This window comes from Paenibacillus tengchongensis, from assembly GCF_008973665.1.
In the GTDB taxonomy this organism is placed as follows: domain Bacteria; phylum Bacillota; class Bacilli; order Paenibacillales; family Paenibacillaceae; genus Paenibacillus_AQ; species Paenibacillus_AQ tengchongensis.
Window position 1 is genome coordinate 425,278 of record NZ_WACP01000002.1, and the last position, 24,864, is coordinate 450,141.

A 24,864-nucleotide genomic window follows, 5' to 3' on the forward strand; every position below is an offset into this window, starting at 1 on the left:
AGTCCCTCCAGACAGTCTTTTGCCTGCTTCAGCGAATTCTGGCCTGCCTCTCCTCATCCTTCCTCTACTTCCTGCACAGAACAGTTATAATGCCCATCCGGCGGGGAATCCTAAGCCAAGCGGCAATAGCAGGGTCGATAGCTAAAATGTGAACAATGTGAGAAAAATCACAAAAGCTCTTGTAATGTGACAAAAATCACAATATAATCAATGCATAAAGTGAATTAAATCACAAACGGACACACAGATAAATATGGTTCACCACAATGGAGGAGGAAGAAATCATGAAAGTAGCAGTCATTGGATGTACCCACGCCGGAACCGCAGCCATCGTCAACACCGCCCAGCTTTACCCGGACGCCGAGATTACCGTGTATGAACGCAACGACAATATCTCGTTCCTGTCCTGCGGCATCGCCCTTTACGTGGGCGGGGTGATCAAAGATCCGCAGGGACTGTTCTACTCCTCGCCGGAGAAGCTGGCCGAGCTGGGCGTAACCACCAAGATGCGCCATGAAGTTACAGCCGTTGATACCGCAAATAAAACATTAAAAGCCCGTGACCTGAACACTGGCCGGGAATTCACAGATACGTACGACAAGCTCATTATGACGACAGGTTCTTGGCCGATTGTGCCGAAGCTTGAAGGCATGGACCTGGACGGCATTCTGCTGTCGAAGAACTACAGCCATTCGAATACCATCATCGAAAAAGCGCAGCAGGTTAAGCATATTACAGTTGTCGGCGCAGGCTACATCGGCGTGGAGCTGGTGGAAGCCTTCCAGATGAACGGCAAGCAGGTCCTGCTGATCGACGCCGAGGACCGTATCCTGAGCAAATATCTCGACGGGGAATTTACAGCGCCAATCCAGCATTCGCTGGAGGATCACGGCATCAAGCTGGCGCTGGGCGAGAAGGTCAGCTCTTTTGCCGGGGAGAACGGTAAAGTGACCAAGGTCATTACAGACAAAGGCGAGTATGAGACCGAGCTGGTCATCCTCTGCATCGGCTTCCGTCCGAATACAGAGCTCCTGAAGGGCCAGGTCGATATGCTGCCGAACGGCGCAATCATCGTTAACGATTATATGCAGAGCAGTGTTCCCGATGTCTATGCCGCCGGCGACAGCTGTGCTATCCACTACAACCCTACCGGTAAAAATGCCTACATCCCGCTGGCCACCAACGCCGTACGGATGGGCACACTGGTGGCCCGCAATCTGGTCGCCAACACGATTCCTTACATGGGTACCCAGGGTACCTCGGGCATCAAAATTTACGAGGACAACATCGCCGGCACCGGCCTGACGCTGGATGCGGCCAAAGCCGAAGGCATCGATGCCGAAAGCGTGATGATTACCGATAACTACCGTCCGGAATTTATGCCGACGTATGAAGAAGTGCAACTGAAGGTTGTATATGAGCGGGAGAGCCGCCGCATCCTGGGTGCGCAGATTATGTCCAAAATGGACCTGACCCAGTCGATTAACACCATCTCGGTCTGCATCCAGAACAAAATGACGGTAGACCAGCTGGCCTTTATCGACTTCTTCTTCCAGCCGCATTACAACAAGCCTTGGAACTTCCTGAACACCGCCGGCCTGGCCGCCCTGCCGAAACCCGCAGCCGTCAAAGAACCGGTAAACGTATAAGCTGTTTAAGTAAACAAGACCGGGGCGCCGCTAAGGCGCTCCGGTCTTATTTGTTTGTCCCGGCCCTACTTCAGATGATCATTCAGGACGCTCTCTTCCAGCACATCAAAGGTATTTCCGTATACTTTGGCAATATGCTTCTCGCCCCAGGTGCAGAGAGAGCTCAAAATCCCCTCTAAACTCCGGCCGTATTCGCTGAGTTCATACTCCACTTTGGGCGGAACCTGATTGTAAATGACCCGGTTAATGACGCCGTCTTCCTCCAGCTCGCGCAGCTGCTGGGTCAGCATTTTTTGCGTAATGTTAGGCATCAGTCGCTTTAATTCACTCGTGCGCTTCTTTCCATGCGTCAAATGGCAGAGAATCACGCATTTCCACTTGCCCCCGATCACCTCCAAAGTAGCTTCTACGGAGATGTTGTATTTCTTTTGTTGCACGGTAAGCTCCTCCTCTATTAAAAAGGCACTAAAAAGTACCTATAGCACTTTCGGGTACCTATATCACTTTAAAGTGCGTACTTCTCTTTATCTATCCTATATCCCATAATAGCATTTGCAGCCGGGCTTGGCAGTATTCAATTATAGGAGGAAGGAACAATGGCCTTAGATACCAGGCGGAGCACGTTCGCCTTGCTTGCATTGGCAATAAGTGCATTCGCCATCGGCACCACAGAATTTATAGTAGTCGGGCTCTTGCCGCTCATGTCGGAGGATCTGAATATATCGGTTACGACCGCCGGTTTAACCGTCTCTTTATATGCTTTGGGCGTCACCTTCGGCGCGCCGGTCTTTACTTCCATTACTTCCAGAATGCCGCGTAAAACATTGCTGCTCTGGATCATGGTCATTTTTATTGCCGGAAACGGCATCGCCGCGGCTGCTCCCGCTATCGGAGTGCTGCTGACGGCGCGGGTGATCTCAGCCTTCTCGCACGGTGTCTTCATGTCAGTCGGCTCGACGATTGCAGCTGAGCTGGTGCCGGAGAACCGCAGGGCCAGCGCAATATCCATCATGTTTACGGGACTGACCGTAGCCACTGTCACAGGAGTGCCCTTGGGGACATTCATCGGACAGCAGTTCGGCTGGAGACTGGCTTTTCTCATGATTACCGTTGCCGGACTCCTTGCACTGCTCGCGAACAGCATTCTGGTTCCGTCGGATTTGCGCCGGGGTAACCGGACTTCTTTTAACGAGCAGCTCCGTTTAGTCACCAATGGCCGTTTAATGCTGATCTTTATCATTACGGCTTTGGGTTACGGCGGAACGTTCGTGGTCTTCACTTATTTATCCCCGCTGCTGCAGCAGGTTACCGGCTTTGCCGAAAATACCGTGGCTGTGATTCTGGTCGGATATGGCCTGGCGATTGCAGCCGGAAATATGATTGGCGGAAAGCTGTCGAACCGCAGCCCTCTTAAGGCGCTGTTCTACATGTTTGCGGTCCAGGCCGTGGTCCTGTTTGTCCTGTACTTTACGGCCCCCTTCAAAATCGCCGGATTAATCACCATCTTCTTTATGGGATTATTGGCCTTTATGAATGTGCCGGGGCTGCAGGTCTACGTCGTCATGCTGGCAGAGCGTTATGTCCCTGCGGCAGTAGACGTGGCTTCAGCTGTCAATATTGCCGCATTCAATGCCGGGATTGCGCTCGGCTCCTTCCTGGGCGGCCAGGCGGCTGAATCTATGGATCTTACCGACACCGCCTGGATTGGCGCCCTGATGGTGCTGGCGGCCGTTCTTCTGACCGGCTGGAGCCGGCTGCTTGCACGGAACGAACAACCACATCCGGAACAAGCAGCCGCTTGAATGCCGAATTTCCTAAACTATTTTACATGGAGGATACAGAAGATGAACAACTTACAAGCTACAACTACCCTGCATAATGGTCTAAAAATGCCTTGGTTTGGTCTGGGTGTATTTAAAGTGGAGGAAGGGCCTGAACTGGCAGAAGCGGTGAAATCGGCCATCCGGCATGGATACCGCAGCATCGATACGGCCGCCGTTTACGGTAATGAAGCCGGAGTGGGACAGGCCATCCGCGAAGCAATCCGGGAGACGGGAGTCGCGAGGAAAGAGCTGTTTATCACCTCCAAAGTGTGGAATGCCGATTTGGGGTACGAATCAACAATTGCCGCTTATGAAGCCAGCTTGCAGCGACTGGGCCTCGATTATTTGGATCTCTATCTGATCCACTGGCCGGTGGCGGGTAAATATAAGGAGGCGTGGCGGGCGCTGGAAACTCTCTATAAAGAGGGGATGGTAAAAGCAATCGGCGTCAGCAACTTCCAGATTCATCACCTTCAGGACTTGCTGCAGGACGCCGAAGTCAACCCTATGGTCAACCAGGTGGAATATCATCCGCGCTTAACGCAAAAAGAGCTTCAAGCTTTCTGTAAAGCGAACGGCATTCAATTGGAGGCCTGGTCCCCTCTCATGCAGGGCCAACTCCTCCAAGACCCGGTTCTCACCGGACTTGCCCGTAAATACAACAGAACCGTACCGCAAATCATCCTGCGCTGGGATATCCAAAACGGCGTGATTACCATTCCAAAATCAACGAAAGAGCAGCGGATTATAGAGAACTCGCGTATATTTGACTTTGTGCTCTCGAAGGAGGATATGGAACGCATTGATGGTCTGAATCAGCACCTGCGCGTGGGACCGGACCCGGACAACTTTGATTTTTAAAGCAAACAGATTGGATGAAGAAAAATGCCCTCAGCGATGAGGGCTATTTTCTTTGAGAGGGTTTACTGTCACATGCGGCAGCTTATGTATTCATAAGCATATTTCCTTGCGAGTTGGCGTAAAAATATTCAAATTTGACGTACCCGTGAAAAATTTCACGATCCCTTTCTTAAAGTGATAATTATCACGTAATTGTGACGGGGATGGCGGTACAATGGGCGTAAAGGAACAAATTTTAAGTATTTAAAGGGGATTGGAATCATGGCTTATAACAAACCGCAGCAGATTGCGGAAGTGACGGTCGAGAACGGAATCAAGAAGGTCCACAATCCGCTGGCTGCCGTCCTGATTCTCGGATTTCTGGGAGGGGCGTTCATCTCACTGGGCTTCCTGCTCGATATTCGCGTGATTGCCGGCGCTCCGGCGGAATGGGGCTCCATCGCTAACTTCATCGGGGCGGCGGTCTTCCCGGTCGGACTGATTATGGTGCTGCTGGCCGGCGGCGAGCTGTTGACCGGCAATATGATGGCGGTGCCGCTTGCTTTTCTGGCGAAGAAGATTTCCTTTCTGGAGGTCGTCAAGAATCTCGTGCTGATTACCCTCAGCAATCTGGCGGGTGCGCTGTTCGTCGCCTACTTCTTCGGGCATGTGGTGGGACTGACCTCGGACGGAGTATACCTGGAGAAGCTGATTGATATGGCGGAGCACAAGATTGACGTTACCTTCCTGCAGGCTTTTGTCTCCGGCATCGGCTGTAACTGGCTGGTGGCGCTTGCGGTATGGCTCTCTTACGGGGCGGACAATTTCAGCGGCAAAATTCTCGGCATCTGGTTTCCGACGATGGCCTTCGTCGCGATCGGCTTCCAGCACGTTGTAGCCAACATGTTCCTAATCCCCGCTGCCATATTTGAAGGACACTTCACCTGGGGGCAATATTTCGGCAATTTCGTGCCGGTATGGCTGGGCAACCTTACAGGTGGAGCCATCTTCGTCGCGTTTGCCTACTACATGGCTTATCTGCGCAAGGCGCCTGCCGCTGCATCGGCACCTGCGGAAGTACCCGCTTCCGGCTTGAAGAAGCACGCTTAAGATTATTAAAATCAAAGAAAATCCAGAGAACCCTGAATCTGATCTCCGGCCCCGGCCGCGGAAGGATTCGGGGTTTTGGCGTTATCGGGAAGAAAGAATCCCTGATCACACAAAATTCGCCGTGCATATCCGGCTCGGGGGAACGAAACCGGATTCACGGCGAATTTAATAGGGAGTGTTTCATATGCTCTATTACCCGGGCAACCGAGGGGCGAAACAGGCTGAATCCGTTGTTTTCTTTACGGGTGCCGCCGGGGGTTATACAATGAAACTATTCGAGTGAAAGCAAGGAGGGACAGTGCCATGGTTCATAGCAGAGACGGGATCTATCCGGCGGTGTGCCCGCTGGACTGCCCCGATACCTGCGGGCTGCTGCTGCATGTCAAGGACGGCACAATCAGCAAAGTGGCAGGCAATCCGGAGCATCCGGTAACCCGGGGGGCCATCTGCAACAAGGTGCGGAATATGGCGGGACGGGTTCATCATCCGGAGCGGCTGCTGTATCCGCTGCGGCGTACCGGTGCCAAGGGGACGGGCGCCTTTGAAAGAATAAGCTGGGACGAGGCTATAGCCGAGATTACCGGAAGGTACCGGCAGCTTATGGACGAATACGGTGCGCAAAGCATCCTGCCATACAGCTTCTACGGCAACATGGGGATCCTGTCGGCCGAAGGGATGGACCGCCGCTTCTTCCATGCACTGGGGGCGAGCGGGCTGCAGCGGACGATTTGCAGTGCCGCCGGAACGGCCGGATGGGAGTACACGATGGGGTTCGACGGAGGGACAAGCCCGGAGGACACCGTGCATGCCGACCTGATTATCGTCTGGGGCGGCAATATCGTGAGCACGAACATGCATCAGGTCGTCTATGCGGAGGAAGCCCGCAAGCGGGGGGCGAAGATCGTAGTCATCGATGTGCACCGTAACCGGACAGCGCGGTGGGGGGACTGGTTCCTGCCGCTGTATCCCGGAACGGATGCAGCGCTGGCGCTCGGCCTGATGCACATTCTGTTCCGCGACGGGCTCGCCGATGAGGAGTTTCTTGTGAAGTACGCGACCGGACATGAAGAGCTCCGGGAGCATGTACAGCAATATCCGCCGGAGCGGGTGGCGGAGATTACGGGGATCGCCGTGGACGATATCGAACGGCTTGCCCGCCTTTACGGGGAAGCGCAGGCGCCGTATATCCATATCGGCAACGGGCTGCAGCACCATGACAACGGCGGCATGAATGTGCGCAGCATTGCTTGCCTGCCCGCGCTGGTCGGAGCCTGGAGCAAACGGGGCGGAGGTGCCTACAAGTCGAACAGCGGCTATTCAGCCACCAATGCAGACGCACTCAGACGGCCAGATCTCAAGCCGCAGAAGGAAGTGCGCACGGTGAACATGAACCGGATCGGCGAGGCGCTGGCCTGGACAGAGGAGCCGATCAAGGGGATTTGTGTCTACAACAGCAATCCGCTGGTGGTGGCCCCCGATTCGGAGCGGGTCCGGCAGGGCTTTGCGCGCGAGGATCTGTTTACGGTTGTGCATGATCTGTTCATGACCGACACCGCACGTTACGCCGACATCGTGCTGCCGGCAACCTCCAGCTTTGAGAATACGGATCTGTACAGTTCATACTGGCACCATTATGTACAGCTGCAGGAGCCCGTGCTGGAAGCGCCGGGTGAATGCAAGAGCAACGCTGAAGTGTTCCGCCTGCTGGGGCAGGCCATGGGCTTTGACGGCGGCGTGTTCGGCCAGACGGATGAGGAGCTGATCCGGGAGGCGCTGGATTATGAGAATAACCCTTATCTGAACGGGGTGACGCTGGAGCTGCTGCAGAAGCAGCGGTTCGTGAAGCTGGATATGACGCCGCAAGCAGCGTTCCTGGAGTCGCTGCCCACGCCTTCGGGCCGGATCGAGCTGTACTCCAGGGCGATGGAGCTGGAGGGGCTGCCTCCGCTGCCTACGTATACCCCGCTTAAGGAGGGGTATGACGGCGTCCGGCGCCCGGGAAGCGGAGCGGCGTATCCGCTGATGTTCCTGTCGCCGCCGAACCATCATTTCCTGAACTCTACCTTCGCCAACGTGGAGAAGCACCAGCAGCTGGAGAAGCGGCCGGTGCTGCAAATTCATCCGGCGGACGCACAGGCGCGCGGGATATCCGAGGGCGCTGAGGTCATTGTCTACAACAGTCGGGGCACGGTGGAGTTGACGGCGGCGGTCACGGACAGCATGCTGCCCGGCACCGTCGTCAGCCAGGGGCTGTGGTGGGAAGGCGAGGGCCGGAGGCAGCGGGTGAACACGCTGACCCCTGACCGGCTCAGCGACATGGGCAGCGGTGCGACCTTCTTCTCCGCTACCGTCGAGGTAAGGCTCAGCGATGGAGGGGTGGAGGCAGCCGGTTCCGGCCTGTGATGCGAAGGCCATAGATACAGGTTGCCTGATCGGCCTGAGTATACTAAACTGTTCGTTGATGCGTCGCGATAATGCGTCAGTGTAAATACTTGCTCTTGGCCCTGTTTAAGACGGATACTGGATGGAATTAATGACACATAATTAACAGGGGATGAAAGAGTAGTCATGCGGTTTTTACAAGCTTACCCTAAGGAAATCAGAGTATTTCTGATTGCCAGTCTGATTAACGCCACCGGCAGCGCGCTGATGTGGCCGCTCGTAACGATGTATGTATTTGATGAGCTCGGCCGCAGTATGAAGGATGCCGGAATCGTTCTGCTCGTGCAGTCCCTGGGCGGGATTGCCGGACAGCTGCTCGGCGGGTCTCTGTACCATAAGGTCGGCGTGCAGCGGCTGATCGTCGGCGCTCTGGCTCTCAACGCGCTGGCGCTGTTCTCGCTGCCGGCGGCAAGCGGGAACTGGCATCTGTTCATCGCTGCCATGGGGCTTGTGGGGCTGTTCAATTCCCTCTCGCTGCCGGCGATTCAGGGGTTTGTCGGCTTCCGCTTTGCCGAGCGGCGCGGCGAGCTGTTCAACGTGATTTATGTCGCCAACAATATCGGGGTGGCGCTGGGCACCTCGCTCAGCGGCTTCCTCGGCAATTATATGCTGAGCTTTATCTTGAATGGTGTGACCTCGGCTGTCTTCGCCATCTTCTTCCTGTTCTACCTGCGGAAGGTGGGTACCTCCGCTCCGCAGGATCAGGCGGCAAAGAAAGCGACGCAGCCCGGCCCTTCCGGCTGGCGTTTGATGGGAAATACGCGGATATATCTGTATATGTCCATTGCTTCCATGTTTCTGCTGATCGGGAACTCGATATGGAATACAGGCGTATCGCCGTATATTATCTCGGAAGGCTGGCCGAAGCAGACGTACGGCTTCCTGTGGACGCTGAACGGAATCCTGATCTTCGCCGCCCAGCCGGTGGTCAGCCTGATCAAACGCTGGTTCGCAGCGACAGCGACCTCGCAGATGACGGCCAGCGCGGTGTTCTACTTGAGCGGCTATGCCGTCATTCTGCTGATGCCTAGCTATGCCGGCCTGTTCCTGGCGATGCTGCTGGCTACGCTCGGCGAAATGCTGATCTCGCCGGCGACGCCGGCTTTCATCTCTGATCATGCCGGGCGCAGCGCCCCGTTCTACCTTGGCTTAAGCGGGGGGATCGGTGCGGTGGGCCGGGTCATCGGACCGTATCTCATGGGCATCCAGTTCGACCGGGGCGGCCTGGCCCCGACCGGCTGGCTGGCCTGCGGGATGGCGGTGCTGTCTGTCGGCTTTTTCCTGATTCATGCCTATGTCAACCGTTCCCCGCGCGCATTGGAGCGAAGCGCAGCCTAACCCGGTCTTAAGCAGCCGGGACAGGCGGAGAACGGTGAAGAGGCAAGACGAGGAGTGTTCGAGAATGCAACAGATCAACAAAGGCCCGCTCACCATCCGGCCGTCGGAGATCCGCGATGTCCGGGAGCTGATCGTACTGGATCATCTGATTTGGACCGAAGAGACTACGCCGGGACCGCTGATGTGGCGGTCGCGTGAGGATTATCTGCTGCATGCGCCGCCCGGTTCGCAGCTGGTGGCGCTGCAGGACGGCGGGCTGTGCGGGTATGTCGGATTCGGCTGCCCGAGCGGCATGGAGAGCCAGCGGCATGTCTGCGAGATTAACATTGCTGTGCATCCGGATTATCAGCGCAGAGGCATCGGCAGGGAATTGATCGCTGCGGTGAAGCGGCATGCGGCGGAGAACGGCATCCGCAAGCTGCGGCTGCGGGTGCTCTCCAGCAATGCACCTGCGATGGCGTTTTACCGCAAATGCGGCTTTGCCGAAGAAGGGCGGTTACGGGAAGAGTTTTATCTGGGCGGTCATTACGTCGATGAAGTGTTTATGTACTGCATGCTGACAGGAGGGAATGGAGATGGAGGTTGTATCACTTAATATCGGGAAGCCCGTCACGGTGGACTACCGGGGCAAGCCGCTGGAGACCGGGATTTATAAGCTGCCTGTCGAAGGACCGGTAGCCCTAGGCACAGAGGGCTTCACCGGCGACGGTCAAGCGGATCTGGTGAACCACGGCGGACCGGACAAAGCGGTCTGTGTCTATCCGATTGAGCACTATCCTTACTGGGAAGAGGAGCTCGGCAAGAAGCTGGAGTATTCCGCCTTCGGCGAGAATATCACCGTCAGCGGACTGCTGGAAACGGAAGTATGTATCGGCGATGTGTACGAAATCGGTACAGCGCTGCTGCAGGTAAGCCAGCCGCGCTTTCCCTGCTTCAAGCTCTCGCAGAAGCACGGCGCATCTGCTATGCCGGCCCAGGTGCTGACCACCGGCTACAGCGGCTTCTATTTCCGCGTGCTGCGCGAAGGGGCCATTGCGGCGGGAGACGCCATCGTCAAGGTGGAGAGCGGTGCGGGCGGCCACAAGGTCAGACGCGTGCTGCATCTGATGCAGCATGGCCGCCGGGAAAAGGACGGGCTGGCGGAGCTGGCCGAACTGGATACCCTGGCGCAAAGCACGCGCGACGACTTCAAATCCTGGCTGAACGGGAAATAAAAGCCCGGCAGGCGCAGATTATTCTGCGGCCTCAGCTTACTCAGGAATAACCCCCGGCAGGCAGGTATGCCGGGGGTTTATGCTGTGGTTACCTGGCCGCTGCTGCGGCAGCAGGTGTTCCCGTGTCTTTAGCCCAGCAGCTTCCATTCGCTGCGCAGCAGGCCGTAGACGGCGTGATTCACATAGCCGCCCGGCAGCTTCTCGGCTTCGCGGATCACGCCTTCGAAGATAAAGCCCAGGCGCTCGGGAATGGCCCGGCTGGCTTTGTTGGCGGTGGCGCAGCGGATCTCGACCCGGTTCAGCTCCATCTCCAGCAGGGCGTAATCGACGAAGATCCGGCAGGCGCTGGTCATATAGCCGTGGCCTTCATAGCCTTCGCCAAGCCAGTAGCCGATGCCCACCGAGCGGTTATGCCAGTCGACCTCATGAAAGCCGATAATGCCGGCCAGCTCGCCTCGCACCCATAGTCCTGCGGTAAAACCGCCGTTGTCCGTTCCCTGCTTGATGGCATTCTTGACAAAGACGGTGATATGAGACTCTTCGGTGACGCCGTCGACCCAGGGCAGCCAGCGCCGCAGCCGCGGCCGCGAGCGCTCCACCAGGGCAAACATGGGGCGGGCATGCTCCGGCATCAGCAGCTTCAGCACCAAATCATCATCAATGGCATAATAGAACAAGGCAGCAGTCTCCTCTCCTTAGGTCAGACCGGGCAGCGGGCAGCGGTTAGCGCTTGCGCCATTCCAGGGCATAGATGTCTTCTTCGAGCGACTGCATCCGCTCCCGTGCCAGTGTGCGGCAATCGGCCAGCGCTTCATTGTAAATATGCGGGCCAAGCTCGCCCAGAAAGAACTCCAGCAGATGATCCGCTGCAAGTGTACCGATTTCTTCTCCCCGTTCAGCTTCAAAATAGGCGCGGATGTTCTCCGCGATCAGCTCGCGCTGCTCTCTCTTCAGCTTGATGGGTTTCATTCCGATCTCCCCTTTACAGTTCTGATATGCGGCTTGGATACTGCGGCAAGCCTGTATGCTTCCCATGCTACTCCATCGCCGGGAGCGAAGTCAAAGGGGATTACGGCGGCGTCTTGCCTGCCATTTTATTGAACAATCCACGCTTAACGGGTATATTAATAGGAAACGTGCTCATAGTAAAAGGCAGTAATATTACAGAAGGAAAGGTTGATCACTGTGGAGAACCGTGTTACCCCCTCCAATTTCATCAAGAACATCATCACCGAAGATCTCCGCTCGGGTAAAGTTAAGGAAGTCGTCACCCGCTTCCCGCCGGAGCCTAACGGTTATTTACATATCGGACATGCCAAGGCGATCTGGATTAACTTTACGCTGGCCGATGAGTTCGGCGGCAAAACCAACCTGCGCTTCGATGACACAAATCCGCTGAAGGAAGATACGGAATATGTGAACTCCATTAAGGAGGACGTGAAGTGGCTCGGCTACGAATGGGAAGAGCTGCGTTTCGCTTCCGACTACTTCGGTCAAATGTATGAACGCGCCGAGCTGCTGATTCAGAAGGGCAAAGCCTATGTCGACGACCTTACCGCCGAGCAGATCCGCGAATACCGCGGCACGCTGACCCAGCCGGGCCAGAACAGTCCTTACCGCGAGCGGAGTATAGAGGAGAACCTGGATCTGTTCCGCCGTATGCGGGCGGGCGAATTCAAGGACGGCGAGAAGGTGCTCCGCGCCAAAATCGACATGTCCTCCCCGAATATCAACCTGCGCGATCCGGTCATTTACCGTATTTCGCATTCGCATCATCATAATACGGGAGACGCCTGGTGCATCTATCCGATGTATACCTTTGCGCATCCGCTGGAGGATGCCATTGAGCATGTGACCCATTCCCTCTGTTCGCTCGAATTCGAGGATCAGCGTCCGTTCTATGACTGGGTCATCGCCGAATGCGATATGCCGGCCGAGCCGCATCAATATGAATTCGGCCGGCTCAACCTGGCCCAGACGGTGACCAGCAAGCGCAAGCTGAAGCTGCTCGTCGATGAAGGCCATGTGGACGGCTGGGACGATCCGCGCATGCCGACGATTTCCGGGCTGCGCCGCCGCGGCTATACGCCGGAAGCGATCCGCAGCTTCGTGCATGAGACGGGGATTTCCAAGAGCCAGGGTCTGGTTGATCTGCAGATGCTGGAGCATTTCATCCGCGAGGACCTGAAGCTGACTGTACCGCGGACGATGGCCGTGCTGCGGCCGCTGAAGGTGGTCATTACGAATTATCCGGAAGACCAGACCGAATATTTCGAGATTGAGAACAACGTGGAGAATCCGGAGATGGGCAACCGGCAGATTCCGTTCTCGCGGGAAATCTATATCGAGCGCGACGATTTCATGGAGAATCCGCCGAGTAAGTATTTCCGGCTCTTCCCCGGCAATGAAGTGCGCCTGAAGAACGCCTATTTCATCAAATGCACCGACTTCATTAAGGACGAGAACGGCGAGGTCGTTGAGCTGCACTGCACCTATGATCCGGAAACGCGCAGCGGCAGCGGCTTCACCGGCCGCAAGGTGAAGGGAACCATCCACTGGGTGGACGCCAGCCAGGCCGTGCCGGCTGAATTCCGCCTGTACGAGCCGCTGATTTCGGCCGAGGAAGCGGACAGCGACGCCGAGGTTGAAGGTCTGGAGCCTGCCGAAGGCAAGCCGGAGCCGAGCTTCCTTGACCAGCTGAATCCGAATTCCCTGCAGATTCTGCACGGGTTTGTGGAGCCGGGCCTGAAGGACAGCGTGCCGCAGGACAAGTTCCAATTCTTCCGCCACGGCTATTTCAATGTGGACAGCAAATACTCCCGTCCGGGAGAGCCGGTATTCAACCTGGTGGTTTCCCTGAAGAGCTCATTCCAGCCCGGGAAATAAGCCCCGCAAAGTGAAGCAGGCCTCCGCAGAGCATTCCGGTTACTTTGCGGGGACCCCGGCAATGGCCCCGCAAAGTAACCGGTTCTACTGTTAATGCAAATAAGGCTTGGCTCCTTCCCTTCCGGAAGGAGCCAAGCCTGTTTGGTTTATACGCTCAGCGGGAATATTCCCCTTCCCGCTGCAGTACGTCTTCCTCCTGCTCGGACGGCGGATGGTAGCTGCCCCGGCTGACGAACAGCCACATGAAGGCAAAGCCGAGGGTGCCGATCAGGGTGAGGAAGCCTGCGGAGAGATACATATTCTGCGCGCCCAGATACTGATACAGCCAGCCGCCGAGAATCCCGCCGAGAATGCCGGACACGCCGCTCCAGCACAGGGTGTACAGGGCTTGTCCCGAAGAGCGGTACGGCCGGGGGACGAGCAGCATCGTCAGCTGTGTGCCGACATAAAAGAAGCCGCCGAAGGTAATGCAGTGCAGAATCTGAATGAAGGCGACGCTGAGCGGCGTGGTCGCACCGGCCATCAGCCACCAGCGGAGCACGAACAGCGCGCTGACCAGCGCCAGCCAGCCGAGCAGCACGGAAATCCGGCGCTTCAGGTAACGCCCGCACAGCAGCAATACGCCGTACTCGAGAATCGAGGAGAGGAACACTGCGAGGCCGATGACCGATTTGCTGCCGCCAAGCTCCGTGATATATAGTGAGACGAAGGTGTTATTCATCGTGTTGGGCAAGGCCACAAGCATCCCGAAGAAGATGAAGCACAGAAAGAACGGATGGTGAAAATGCTGCTGCAGCCCCCGGAACGGCAGCGGAGCGGTTCCGATGGAGGCTTTCAGCCGGGGCAGTGCCACCAGTGCCAGCATGGATGCGCAGAGAAGGGCCGCGAACAGATAAGAGAGCACGGACACGCCAGCCCACTGGATAACCGGACCGGCGGTGACCGCCGTCAGCGCCCAGCCGAGCGAGCCCCACACCCGGAATGAATTGAAGCCGTGGCGGGTTCCCTCGATATAGCTTAGAATCAGGGTGTTGCTCTGCGCGAACAGCGGCCCCTGAAAGAAGTAGAACAAGAGGATGGACACGTATACCATCTCGTATGTATTGGCCTGAAACACCAGCTGCGATAATGCCAGGGTGCCTGTGAGCATAATCAGTACGATCCGGGGCAGATTCTGATAGCGGTCGCTCCAGATGCCCCAGAACGGGTTGGCGATGATGGAGACCAAGGCCCCGACCGACATCACACCCCCGATCTCAAGCTTGTTCATTCCGACATCCTGCAGATAAAGCGGAAAGAAGGTGGTAAAGAGTACGACTGTGCCATAGACGAAGAAGTTGAACCATTTCAGTGAAGTAAAAGAAGGCTGCTTATCAAGGTCCGCCTGCAAATTAGGCACTCCTTTCTGCCAGATGCCGTGCATTTCATCCAGTAATGTCCGCAATGTCTGTAGCTAAACCTGCCTGCTTTCTTCACTGTATCATTTGTTGTAAAGGGATACAAACCAACTTTTGCGGAAATCAACAAATCAATGGGAAAGAGGGGCGCAAAGATGAAGATAACGGGCGCTATTTTGGCCGGGGGAGCCTCGCGGCGGATGGGGTCGGATAAAGCACTGCTTAAGGCCGGAGAGCGGCCGCTGCTGGAGCTCTGCTCCGGCGTCCTGTCGCGGATCGCCGACACGGTCGTGATTGCCTGCGGGCCGGAGCTGCGGGAAGGCTACCGCTTCCTGGGCCTGCCGCAGCTACCGGACCATTATCCGGGCCTGGGGCCGCTGGCCGGACTGCACGCCGCCTTGACCGCTTCGCCCACGGAATGGACGGCTGTCCTGGCCTGCGACCTCCCGCTTGTGCCGGAGGCGCTGCTGCGCCGGATGAGTGAGTTTGCCGCAGCAGAGGCCGGGCTGCAGGCCGTCATTCCGGCAGGTGAGGACGGCAGGGTGCAGCCGCTAGCCGGTCTGTACCACCGCAGCGTGCTGCCCAGACTTACGGCGGCGCTGGAGAACGGGCAGCTGCGGGTCATGGACTGGCTGGCAGGTATTACAGTACGCTATTTCCGGGAAAGCGACTATCCGGGTGACCGGCAGGCCTTCGCGGCGGCGCTGCTGAATGTGAACACGCCGGAGGATTTCGCGGCCGCCCGCCGGAGGCTGGAGGAAGCGGGCCATTGAGCATGGGCAGACCCCCGTCAGGCGGTTTAATTGGAAATTAGCCAACTAATCCCGGAGAAATGGGCCGATTCCGGTAAATAGATGGAGAACCGCAAACTAAATATCTGTTGTCACCTGTAAACGGGGCGGTTGTAGCTGACAGCGTTCAAATTAGATGGCGGAAATCCAACTAGGCCTGCAATTATCCAATAAAACGCTGAAATAGTTGGTCAAAATCCACTTAGAATGCGCAAGATGAAGGGGCAATGGCGTTCGGACCCGGAGCAAGCTGCTGCCTCGCCGCTTCCTGCTTACCCTATCTGTCTGCGGATGATCTCCGCCAGCCTGGGAATCCCGCGTTCCAGCTCGGCGGGGGAAGCGTAGGCGTAGGACAGCCGCAGATGCCTGTTGTCGCTGCGGTCGTACAAATCGCCGGTGTTGAGCAGCAGACCGGCGCTTAAAGCATCGGCGAACAGCCGCCGCAGCGGAATCTGCCCGCGCAGGGCGGTCCATACATAGAAGCCGCCGGCGGGGATGCTCCAGTCCGCCAGGCCGGACAGATGCGTGTCCAGCAGCTGCAGCAGGAGCCTGCGCCGTCCGCGCAGCCGCTCCCGCAGCGTCTCCAGATGCTCGGCGTGGTGGCCACCCTCCAGCCACTGCGCCGCCGCCAGCTGGGAGAGGGAGCTGGCGCCGTAATCGGTCTGCATCTTGATGTCGGCCAGCCGCCGCACCACCGGCTCCGGCCCTACGATCCAGCCGATGCGCAGGCCGGGGCTGGCCGCCTTCGACAGGGTGCCCAGATGCAGCACCCTGCCGTCCGTATCCAGCGCCTTCAAGGGTGGCGGCGGGGGAGCATCGAGCCACAGCTCCTGATACGCCCCATCCTCCAGGATGGGCAACCCGAGCTGTGATGTCACCTCCATCAGCTTCCGGCGCCGCCCGGCATCCATCAGGATGCCGGTGGGGTTATGGAAGCTGGGGATGGTGTAGAGCATGGCGGCGCGGCTGCGCCCCGCCACGGCCGCCAGCCTGTCCGTCAGCAGCCCGCCCGCATCCATGGGCAGGCCGCTGAACTTCACGCCCGCCGACTGGAAGGCGTGAATGGAGTAGAGATAGGACGGCTTCTCCAGCAGAATGGTGGAGCCGCGCGGCAGCAGTCCGAGGGCGATGAGCTGCAGGCCCTGCAGCGCCCCGGACGTGATCAGAATCGAGTCCGGCCCGGCCTCGATTCCCTGGGCTTGCAGCGCGCCGCTGAGCGCCCGGCGCAGCCGCAGGCTCCCGAGCGGCTGCTCGTAGGAGAGCGGCGGCAGCGGCCCTGCCGCAAGGCCGCCGAGCACGCTGCGCAGCCGCTCTGCGGGCAGCAGCTCCGGCGCAGGCTCGCCGGTGCCGAGACGGATCAGACCGGCTGTGAACTCCAGCCGGTTGATCGCCTGAATACCGGGCAGATTCGGGTAATGGCTGCCCTCCTCCACATACCCGGCCCAGCCGCCGGTCTCGGCTGTGGCCCCGGGTACAGGGGCGGCGGCGACAAAAGTACCGCCGCCCTTGCGGCCCTCCAGCAGCCCGAGGGCCGACAGCTGGCCGAGTGCAGCGGCAACCGTGCTGCGGTTCACCCCGTAGCGGCGGCACAGCTCGCGCTGCGGCGGGAGCCGCGTGCCGGGGGGCCAGGCGCCGCCGCTGATATTGTGCAGCAAATGGTTATATATTTGCTGATAGAGCGGCACCGGTGAAGCGGAGTCGGGCCTCCAGTCACCGCCTGCAGCGGTGAGAGGGGAATGAACATGTTCCGGGGACGGATGCATAGAGCTCAACCTTCTTTTTTTATAATAGTCATCTGAATGTCACGTCACAGTCATAGTATGCTCAAGAGTATACCATGGTTTCGCCGGCCGTCCCATTTGGTTGGGTGCCGCAAAGGAACTTGGCTGGTGACTGCCGCGCGGATTAATCGTATGATGGAAACCATCTTAACCACGACGATCCGAGAGGAGTAGCAGACGATGACGGAAGCAATTGTTCATGGGATTGTGCTGGCCTTGGGGCTGATTTTGCCGCTGGGGGTGCAGAATATATTCGTGTTCAACCAGGGGGCGCTGCATTCACAATTTCGCCAAGCGCTGCCGGTTATCCTGACCGCCTCATTATGTGATACACTGCTTATAGGGACGGCGGTCGGCGGTTTGTCGCTGGTCCTCCTGTCACTGGAATGGCTGACGGCTATTGTGTATGCCGCCGGTGTGGTGTTTCTGGGTTATATGGGCTGGAGTATCTGGCATGCGTCCGCTCCGGCTCAGGGAGAAGCCAAACGTTTCACACGTAGAGGGCAGGTAGGCTATGCCTTGTCGGTATCTCTGCTGAATCCTCACGCACTGCTGGACACTTTGGGGGTGATCGGTACCAATTCGCTGCAGTATAGCGGCCTCGCGCGCTGGGTGTTTGCCGGTGCGGCTGCGGGAGTGTCGTGGATATGGTTCCTGGGCCTTGCGGCGGCGGGCAGAATGCTCGGCAGGCTGGATAAGGCGGGATGGTTCATCGGCTGGCTCAACCGGGCTTCGGCTGTACTGATTTGGGGAATTGCACTGTATATGGGTGTTCAATTATGGGAGTCCATGTTATAGATAAGAGGTAATAGTGCTTTGCCGCTACAGATTGTTCAATGAATCTCTATTGACCATTGGAATATTATCACTTACTATTGCATTTATAACTGTAAATTCCTAGTAGATGGGTATTAGGAAGGATGATTTTCCGTGGAACATAAGACGATGATTCGGGATCAATTGGCGGCGTACTTAGCGGAGCAATGCATGTCGATCAACCAGTTTGCGGTCCGCTCCGGCATCAACTCCGGGACCCTAAGCCGGATTATTACCGGCCAGCAGTCGATTGCGATGAGTCATCTGGAGCTGATTACGGAGGGAATGGGGAAGCCGCAGGATTTCTTCTTCAGCCTCTATGTGGATGAATGCCTCTATTATTCCGTTCCTACGTGGCGGAGACTCCGGCCTTTCATTATGAGCTGCGCGGCGCTGAACCGGCTGGACTGCATCGAGCGCATTGTACAGACCCTTCTGGATAATCTCACTTACGCGCCCATGCTGTTCGACACAGCGGAGGAGCTGTTCCAGCTCGGCCAATGGCAAGCGGCAGCGCTTTTATATGAGAATGTGAGCGCCAGCGAGAAGTACCAATACTCGGAGCGGCTGGCCATTTGCCAGTACCGGCTCTTCAAGATCGCCCTCGGTGAGGACCAGAACAAGAACCTGCGCGCGGCGATTCTGTTCGAGTGTTATGTGTATAAGCTGGATGAGATGGATCAGCTGGATGCTCTTAAGGATCTTGCCCATGTCTTCTCATCGTTGCATCAGTGGGATAAGGTGGAGGATATAAGTAAAACATTACATCGTCTTGCCTCGCTGCAATATGACTTATTCTCTCATTCGGGAAAGAAGAGAGAGGAACAGCGAAAAACATCAAGGCCATTATATGGATACATACTTTATTCTTATCTTTTGCGCTCCTTAGTTTATGAGGATCGTAGGGATTATTCAACGGCACTATATTATGTTTCAAAGTATGCCGATGGAGCTTGGATAAAGGAACAGGACCAGGAAGCCAAAGAAACAATTTTTATGTTTCAGGAATGGGCTACCGCAAATACTTATTTATATCGGGTTTTGGATGGACAGAAAGAAATACTTGACGAGTACGTTGAATATATTTCAACTAAGGATGATGAAATCTTCTTTGCAGTATATAAAATAGTCGAATCGGCCAATAGATATCGTTGGAATGTGGATCATATATTGGACCGTTTCGGAGTAAACTTTTCATATCAGGAATACTCTACTCCAGTTAACCAGCAAATGGCTGCTGATCAGTATGCCGTTTTCCTAATAGAAATAGCTATTTATTATTTGGAACGTAATGAGTATAGAGGCATCCAATACTTGTTTAAAGGGTTGGAATTTTCATGTAAAATAAATTTTAAAGATAATATTATAAAATGCGTGAATTTATTCGAGCAATATCGCATTAATGCCAGTGAAGACGAAATAAAGCAGTACAAAACATTAATCAGTGAGGTGTACAACAACAATGAAAAGAAAAAGGATACTATCACTTCTAGCCTTTGTTAGTTTGTTTCTTATGCTGCTTACGCCATCAAATATCGTATCTGATAATGCCGCTCAGTCTGATTTTATTACAATTCAACCACTTGGGCATGGCGGTGGAGGTTATTAAAGTTTTTCTTGATTAACAAAAAGAGCGTCCTTGGGACGTTTTTTTTGTGCATAAAATTTGGCTATCCGTTAATCAGAGAGGTTATGTGGTAAGTAGAACATTCTATATTTTTACATTAATAGATAAAATAATATTTATACCGATTGACTTACATTTAACCCATTGTTAGCAGGATAATTGGAATCATGGTAAGCAATCAGCCTATTATTATCCACAAATAGATAAGAAGGTGACCTCCTTGCCTCTTTCCACAATCCGCGATGTAATCGCAACATATATATCTGAAAACAACATCACCATCAACAAATTCGCTGAACGATCCGGCATCCACTCCGCCACACTTACCCGCATCATAAAAGGCCAACAAGCCTTCAATATGGGACATTTAGATAAGGTTACAGCAACACTTGGACTTGAAAAAGACTATTTCTACGATAGTTATGTTGATGAGTGCCTTTACTTATTTGCACCTACCTGGCGACGTATTCGTCCTTTCATCCAGCGCTGTGCTGAAGCAGGGCGCGTGGACTGTATAAGGCAACTCGTCGAGGGCTTATTGGATGATTTAGCTTATGCATCTATGCTGTTTGAGCTGGCAGAGGAGCTTTTCGATCAAAAGTATTGGAAAGCGGCAGCCGTTCTTTATGAGAATGTGGCCTTATCCGAAAGACTCCAGAACTCCGAGCGGCTAGCACTATGCAAATTCCGTCTGTTTACCATTTCAATCGGGGATGACCGGGAGCGTAATTTTATTGAAGCTGCTCTTTTTGAGCCATATGCAGAACGGCTAGATGAATTTAATAGATTAGATGCTTTAGAGAGCTTAGTCCACGTATATGCTTCATTACATGATTGGGATAAGGTAGATACACTCGCACAAGAGATACTACATCTGGCCACAACACTCTACGAAATGCAATATCGGTCTGATGGTAGAACAAATTCACCTAGGAAGGACAGCAAAGGTCCAAGAAAACCATTGTACCGTTACATTTTATATGCAAACCTCTCTCGTTCCACTGCTTTTGAAGAAAAAGGTGATTATACGACGGCGCTGAGTCTAGTTCAACATTATACAGATGCAAGATGGATTAAGGAAAATAATCAGGAAGCAAAACGTGTGATAACCCAGTTTCAAGAATGGGGTAAAGCAAATACATACCTCTATCGTGTTCTGGATGGTCAACGGGATGTAGTGGAAGAATATGCCGAGTATGTATCCGCTAAAGAGAATGAGATTTTTATTGCTCTTTTTCGTATTCTTGAATCTGCCAATCGTTATCATTGGGACGTGGATCACATCATTGAACGGTTCTCTTCGTCTATTCCGTATCATGAACATATTGATCCATTCACTAAACGTAACAAACAAGTCTATGACGATTACTACACCCGCTTCCAAAACGAACTCGCCAAATACTACCTTACCCACAAGCACATAGAAAAGAGCGATATTAATATAAGCGGAACTGACCTGTCGGCCACTTTTGATCCAGAGCGCAATATAATCAAGGGTAAGTTATCAGTGGAGTTTGAAGTGGAGTTTTAAATTAACTTTACAGCCTGTTAAACCAGCGAAAAGAGGTGGAATTCACTATGGAGCAAACAGCCACTATCCGCGATGAACTGTTCGCCTACATGTCTAAGAAAGACATTACAATTAATAAATTTGCTGAAATTACCGGCGTCCATTCCGGCACGCTCAACCGTGTGATGAAAGGCGAGCAGGCGTTTGCTATGAATCATTTGGAGAAAGTGACGAAGACCCTGGGACTTGCCGAGGATTATTTCTACGAAAAATATGTGGTTGAATGTCTGTATACCTTCGCACCAACGTGGCGGCGTATCCGCCCTTTTATAGAACGCTGTGCTGATCTGGATCGAATGGACTGTATTGAGCGGCTGGTGGAAGGGTTGCTGGATGATCTGAATTACGCCCCCATGCTGTTTGAGCTGGCGGAGGAATTGTTTGAGCAGAAGAAATGGCAGGCGGCAGCAATTTTATATGAGAATGTGGCTTTAAGCGAGAAATTCCAGCATTCCGAACGGCTGGCACTGTGTAAGTTCCGGCTGTTTACGATAAATACTGGCGATGATCCCAAACAGAATCTGATTCAGGCTGCCTTGTTTGAGCCTTATGTCGATCGGTTGGAGGAAGTGTATCAACTAGATGCTTTAAAATATTTATTGAATACTTACTCGGCATTAGGTCAGTGGGATAAAGCCAATCAATTTGCTAACAAAATGTTGAAGCTCGCAAAGATCCAGTATGAACTACTTAAGAAGCAGTACCACCAAAGAGACAAAAGTGGTGAGTCGAACAAGAAGGCGGTTTATAAGTATATTTTGTATGCTGAACTTATGATTTCCGCTATTTATGAGAACATGGGGGATTACAAGACCGCACTTCGACTTATTCCTAACTATACTGATTTCAGCTGGATCCGCGAGAAGGATGAAGAGGCGCAGCTGACTATTAAGCAATTCCAAGAATGGGGCAAAGCCAATACATACCTATACCGTCTTCAGGACGGGCAGATCGAAGTGTTGGAGGAATATGTAGAATACGTTTCAACGCAGGAGAATGAGATTTTTACCGCGCTATTTAAAATCGTCGAAACCGCCAACCGCTACCACTGGAACGTGGATCATATCATTGAGCGGTTCTCCGACTATATCCCTAACCGGGATTACTACAGTGTGTTCACTAAACGCAATAAGCAGATTCAGGACAGCAGCTACACCCGCTTCCAAAACGAACTCGCCAAATACTACCTGACCCGCAAGCACATCGACTTGGATGAAATCAGCCTGGCCGGAGCGGAGTTGACGGCGACCTTCGATGCTGGGCGCAATGTGATCAAGGGGAAGCTGTCGGTGGAGTTTGAGGTGGAATTTTAGCGGACATCCTCCCCCAAATCAAACAGGAAGTAAAGCTGCTCTCTGGATAACTTGCGGTAGGTATCTATGCTGTTAATCAGCTGGAATTGATATTGCAGCTCCAGTTCCTCTTCCGCTGAAGCCGTTTCGATCCCTTGTCCCTCTTCTATGTTGAACTGCGGAGAGAAATAGCTGAAGGACTCATTCCCGGCTTGTAGCGTCACGTTAAATGTCCTGGCGGTTCCATCCCGGAGCGTTACATCGTAGGTCCCTGAGACGGCAATGATATCACCGGAGTAGGAGTCGATATTTACATTCTTCAAATTCACTTTCTTGGCCGGCAGCAGACCGGCTTTGAGAAGCTGTTCATACTCCAGATAGTAGGCATGATCATTAAGCTGCGCCTTTAACCGTGATCTTGCCTGATCGTCGATGTACCAGGTCATAAATGCATACTTGTTAAAAAGATCGTCAACGCTTCTTGCCGTGAACAGTTTAGGCCAATCCGCCTCCAATTTTCCAATCAGCAGGCGGGTGTAGCTGCCCGGGATTTGGACTTTTTCCAGAATCTCAAGTTTACGTTCCAGCGTTGCCACCGTCTTGGATTGGGCATGGACAACGGTCAGTGAAAGGCAGAACATAACGGCCAGCACGCCGGCACAGCTAAGGAACCCATATTTGCGGAATTTCATCAAAAGTTCTCCTTCTGGGTGGATAACCAAGTTTTCCCACCCACCCAAAGCATACAATCCACAGTCCGGAGCAACAATAGATTTTGACAAAATTTACATTTAGTTTATATAATTTTACATAACAAGCCGCCGGAAAGTCCGGCGGCTTTGTTGATCGCTCCGCATAGGGAACAGGCTCACTGGAAATTTAAGACTTGCGACGCCGATATCGTCCAGGCAAAAAGTGCAAATAGAACGGAGGCGAGAAATTTTTGCCCGGCATACTTACCTTTTGTAAATAGATCGAGCACACAGTACATAAAAGAGAAAGCTATGATGGGCATCAGAAACATTGCAAAATAGAAGACTATGAGCTGCAAAGGTCCACCTCTTCGTTTGGGATTCTGGAACGGCGCACCTCTTAAGAGGTGGAGTTGGCCAGTAGAGCCAGCGCCCCAAGTTTACCACACTTCCATAAATTCTCAATACCATGATAGACATGAAAAACGGCCGCACCGCCCGTTGCCGGGCAGGTGCGGCCGCTTAACTAGGGTGCCACCCCGCAGCTATCCGCCGATTTGGGACATGCGGCGTTTGGTCGGGGTGTGGCTTTGCTGCTTGCGCTCAAGGGCGAGCGCCATTTCATGGTTGTGCGGCTTGTTGCCGAGCGCCTGGCGGAACAGGGCCTGCACAGCCGCCGGATCGCCGGTCAGCGGGCGGACATTATATTCGTCCTCCCAGTACAGGCAGGCTTTGATATGGCCGTCGGCGGTGAGCCGCAGCCGGTTGCAGTTGTCGCAGAAATGCTCGCTGACCGGATGGATCAGCCCGAAGGTGCCTTTGGCGCCGGTTACGCGGCGGTTCTGGGAGGGGCCGTTGCCGGAGGGCATATCGGCTTCCTCGGTTTCCCACCCGGCTTCCGTGCAAGCGGCGACTACACGCTCCAGCGGCAGGTAAGTCTGCCTCCAGGCATCGCTGGCGCTGCCGATCGGCATATATTCGATGAACCGCACATTCAGCGGACTGTTTATGGTCAATGAGATGAAGTCTTGAATCTCATCGTCGTTGATGCCTTTCATCAGCACCACATTCAGCTTGATCGGCGACAAGCCCGCTGCCTGGGCGGCTTCAATTCCCTTCAGCACCTTGGCGACTTCGCCGCCGCGGGTAATCCGTTCGAAGCGGTCCTGGCGCAGCGAATCCAGGCTGATGTTCACCCGGGACAGACCGGCTTCCCGCAGAGCGGCGGCCTTGGCCGGGAGCAGCAGTCCGTTCGTGGTAAGCGACAAATCTTCGATACCGGGAATATCCGCCAGCATGGCGACCAGCTTCTCCAGATCCTTGCGGACCAGCGGCTCGCCGCCGGTGAGCCGTACTTTGCGCAGCCCCAGCGGAGCCAGCGCACGGACCACAGCGGTGATCTCCTCGTAGCTCATAATCTCGTCCTGCGGCTGGAATTGCATTCCCTCCGCAGGCATACAATAAATGCAGCGCAGGTTGCAGCGGTCTGTCACCGAGATGCGGAGATAATCATGCAGTCTTCCAAATGGGTCCGTCAACGGTTCCATGGCGTTGCCCCCTTTTTTGTCGTCTTGGTTTAACTCAAATTTTAAAGAT

21 protein-coding genes are annotated in these 24,864 nt (G+C 54.5%); 14 read left to right on the top strand and 7 right to left on the bottom strand.

What is annotated here, in order from left to right; all coding sequences use genetic code 11:
• Positions 1–284 precede the first annotated feature (284 nt).
• Positions 285–1,649 carry an FAD-dependent oxidoreductase gene (locus F1381_RS04745; RefSeq protein ID WP_151733670.1) on the top strand — a complete coding sequence of 455 codons (1,365 nt, stop codon included), beginning with the start codon at positions 285–287 and terminating at the stop codon, positions 1,647–1,649.
• Positions 1,650–1,714: 65 nt separating this feature from the next.
• On the opposite strand, the gene F1381_RS04750 is transcribed toward F1381_RS04745, so the two are convergent.
• Positions 1,715–2,086: a winged helix-turn-helix transcriptional regulator gene (locus F1381_RS04750; RefSeq protein WP_151733671.1), complete on the bottom strand. Its 372-nt coding sequence runs from the start codon at positions 2,084–2,086 to the stop codon at positions 1,715–1,717.
• Positions 2,087–2,245: 159 nt separating this feature from the next.
• Between F1381_RS04750 and F1381_RS04755 the strand changes: the two genes are divergently transcribed.
• The 7 genes from F1381_RS04755 (at position 2,246) to F1381_RS04785 (ending at position 10,416) form a co-directional block, all read left to right on the top strand.
• Positions 2,246–3,451, top strand: a complete 1,206-nt coding sequence (locus F1381_RS04755) for an MFS transporter (RefSeq protein WP_151733672.1) — start codon at positions 2,246–2,248, stop codon at positions 3,449–3,451.
• 42 nt (positions 3,452–3,493) lie between these two features.
• Positions 3,494–4,333, top strand: coding sequence for an aldo/keto reductase (locus F1381_RS04760; protein WP_151733673.1), 840 nt, complete (start codon positions 3,494–3,496; stop codon positions 4,331–4,333).
• A 261-nt stretch (positions 4,334–4,594) separates the two neighbouring features.
• Positions 4,595–5,422 carry a formate/nitrite transporter family protein gene (locus F1381_RS04765; RefSeq protein WP_151733674.1) on the top strand — a complete coding sequence of 276 codons (828 nt, stop codon included), beginning with the start codon at positions 4,595–4,597 and terminating at the stop codon, positions 5,420–5,422.
• Between the two features lie 303 nt (positions 5,423–5,725).
• Positions 5,726–7,825: a molybdopterin-containing oxidoreductase family protein gene (locus tag F1381_RS04770; RefSeq protein ID WP_151733675.1), complete on the top strand. Its 2,100-nt coding sequence runs from the start codon at positions 5,726–5,728 to the stop codon at positions 7,823–7,825.
• Positions 7,826–7,990: 165 nt separating this feature from the next.
• A complete protein-coding gene (locus tag F1381_RS04775; RefSeq protein ID WP_151733676.1) occupies positions 7,991–9,202 on the top strand; it encodes an MFS transporter in 1,212 nt (403 codons plus the stop codon).
• A gap of 64 nt (positions 9,203–9,266) precedes the next feature.
• Positions 9,267–9,797 carry a GNAT family N-acetyltransferase gene (locus tag F1381_RS04780; RefSeq protein WP_151733677.1) on the top strand — a complete coding sequence of 177 codons (531 nt, stop codon included), beginning with the start codon at positions 9,267–9,269 and terminating at the stop codon, positions 9,795–9,797.
• Positions 9,772–10,416 (top strand): MOSC domain-containing protein, encoded by a 645-nt coding sequence (locus F1381_RS04785; protein WP_187355195.1) that lies wholly within the window; start codon positions 9,772–9,774, stop codon positions 10,414–10,416. The genes F1381_RS04780 and F1381_RS04785 overlap by 26 nt, the downstream gene beginning before the upstream one ends.
• A 128-nt stretch (positions 10,417–10,544) precedes the next feature.
• On the opposite strand, the gene F1381_RS04790 is transcribed toward F1381_RS04785, so the two are convergent.
• Positions 10,545–11,093: a GNAT family N-acetyltransferase gene (locus F1381_RS04790; RefSeq protein WP_151733679.1), complete on the bottom strand. Its 549-nt coding sequence runs from the start codon at positions 11,091–11,093 to the stop codon at positions 10,545–10,547.
• A 46-nt stretch (positions 11,094–11,139) separates the two neighbouring features.
• Entirely contained in the window at positions 11,140–11,385 is a 246-nt protein-coding gene (locus tag F1381_RS04795) for a DUF2164 domain-containing protein (RefSeq protein WP_151733680.1), read from the bottom strand.
• 216 nt (positions 11,386–11,601) lie between these two features.
• On the opposite strand from F1381_RS04795, the gene F1381_RS04800 reads away from it, so the two are divergent.
• The gene (locus F1381_RS04800; RefSeq protein WP_151733681.1) at positions 11,602–13,302 is read left to right on the top strand and encodes a glutamine--tRNA ligase/YqeY domain fusion protein; all 1,701 of its coding nucleotides are present in this window, start codon (positions 11,602–11,604) and stop codon (positions 13,300–13,302) included.
• A 154-nt stretch (positions 13,303–13,456) separates the two neighbouring features.
• Here F1381_RS04800 and F1381_RS04805 read toward each other — a convergent pair whose 3' ends face one another.
• The gene (locus tag F1381_RS04805) at positions 13,457–14,725 is read right to left on the bottom strand and encodes an MFS transporter (RefSeq protein WP_187355196.1); all 1,269 of its coding nucleotides are present in this window, start codon (positions 14,723–14,725) and stop codon (positions 13,457–13,459) included.
• Between the two features lie 129 nt (positions 14,726–14,854).
• Here F1381_RS04805 and mobA point away from each other — a divergent pair, with 129 nt between their 5' ends.
• Positions 14,855–15,472: a molybdenum cofactor guanylyltransferase gene (gene mobA, locus F1381_RS04810; protein ID WP_187355197.1), complete on the top strand. Its 618-nt coding sequence runs from the start codon at positions 14,855–14,857 to the stop codon at positions 15,470–15,472.
• Positions 15,473–15,762: 290 nt separating this feature from the next.
• On the opposite strand, the gene F1381_RS04815 is transcribed toward mobA, so the two are convergent.
• Entirely contained in the window at positions 15,763–17,253 is a 1,491-nt protein-coding gene (locus tag F1381_RS04815; RefSeq protein ID WP_151733684.1) for an aminotransferase-like domain-containing protein, read from the bottom strand.
• A 198-nt stretch (positions 17,254–17,451) separates the two neighbouring features.
• On the opposite strand from F1381_RS04815, the gene F1381_RS04820 reads away from it, so the two are divergent.
• The 4 genes from F1381_RS04820 to F1381_RS04835 all read left to right on the top strand — a co-directional run bounded on the left by F1381_RS04820 (position 17,452) and on the right by F1381_RS04835 (position 22,597).
• Positions 17,452–18,069, top strand: a complete 618-nt coding sequence (locus F1381_RS04820; RefSeq protein ID WP_151733685.1) for a LysE/ArgO family amino acid transporter — start codon at positions 17,452–17,454, stop codon at positions 18,067–18,069.
• A 132-nt stretch (positions 18,070–18,201) separates the two neighbouring features.
• Positions 18,202–19,590 carry a helix-turn-helix domain-containing protein gene (locus tag F1381_RS04825; protein ID WP_343043385.1) on the top strand — a complete coding sequence of 463 codons (1,389 nt, stop codon included), beginning with the start codon at positions 18,202–18,204 and terminating at the stop codon, positions 19,588–19,590.
• Between the two features lie 344 nt (positions 19,591–19,934).
• Positions 19,935–21,245, top strand: a complete 1,311-nt coding sequence (locus tag F1381_RS04830) for a helix-turn-helix domain-containing protein (protein ID WP_187355198.1) — start codon at positions 19,935–19,937, stop codon at positions 21,243–21,245.
• Between the two features lie 47 nt (positions 21,246–21,292).
• Complete coding sequence (locus F1381_RS04835; RefSeq protein WP_151733687.1) at positions 21,293–22,597, top strand: helix-turn-helix domain-containing protein; 1,305 nt, start codon at positions 21,293–21,295, stop codon at positions 22,595–22,597.
• On the opposite strand, the gene F1381_RS04840 is transcribed toward F1381_RS04835, so the two are convergent.
• Both F1381_RS04840 and moaA read right to left on the bottom strand, forming a co-directional pair.
• Entirely contained in the window at positions 22,594–23,268 is a 675-nt protein-coding gene (locus tag F1381_RS04840) for a hypothetical protein (protein WP_151733688.1), read from the bottom strand. The two genes, F1381_RS04835 and F1381_RS04840, sit on opposite strands and share 4 nt — an antisense overlap.
• Positions 23,269–23,813: 545 nt before the next feature.
• On the bottom strand, positions 23,814–24,815 hold the full coding sequence (gene moaA, locus F1381_RS04845; protein WP_151733689.1) for a GTP 3',8-cyclase MoaA: 1,002 nt from the start codon (positions 24,813–24,815) through the stop codon (positions 23,814–23,816).
• Between the last annotated feature and the right edge of the window lie 49 nt (positions 24,816–24,864).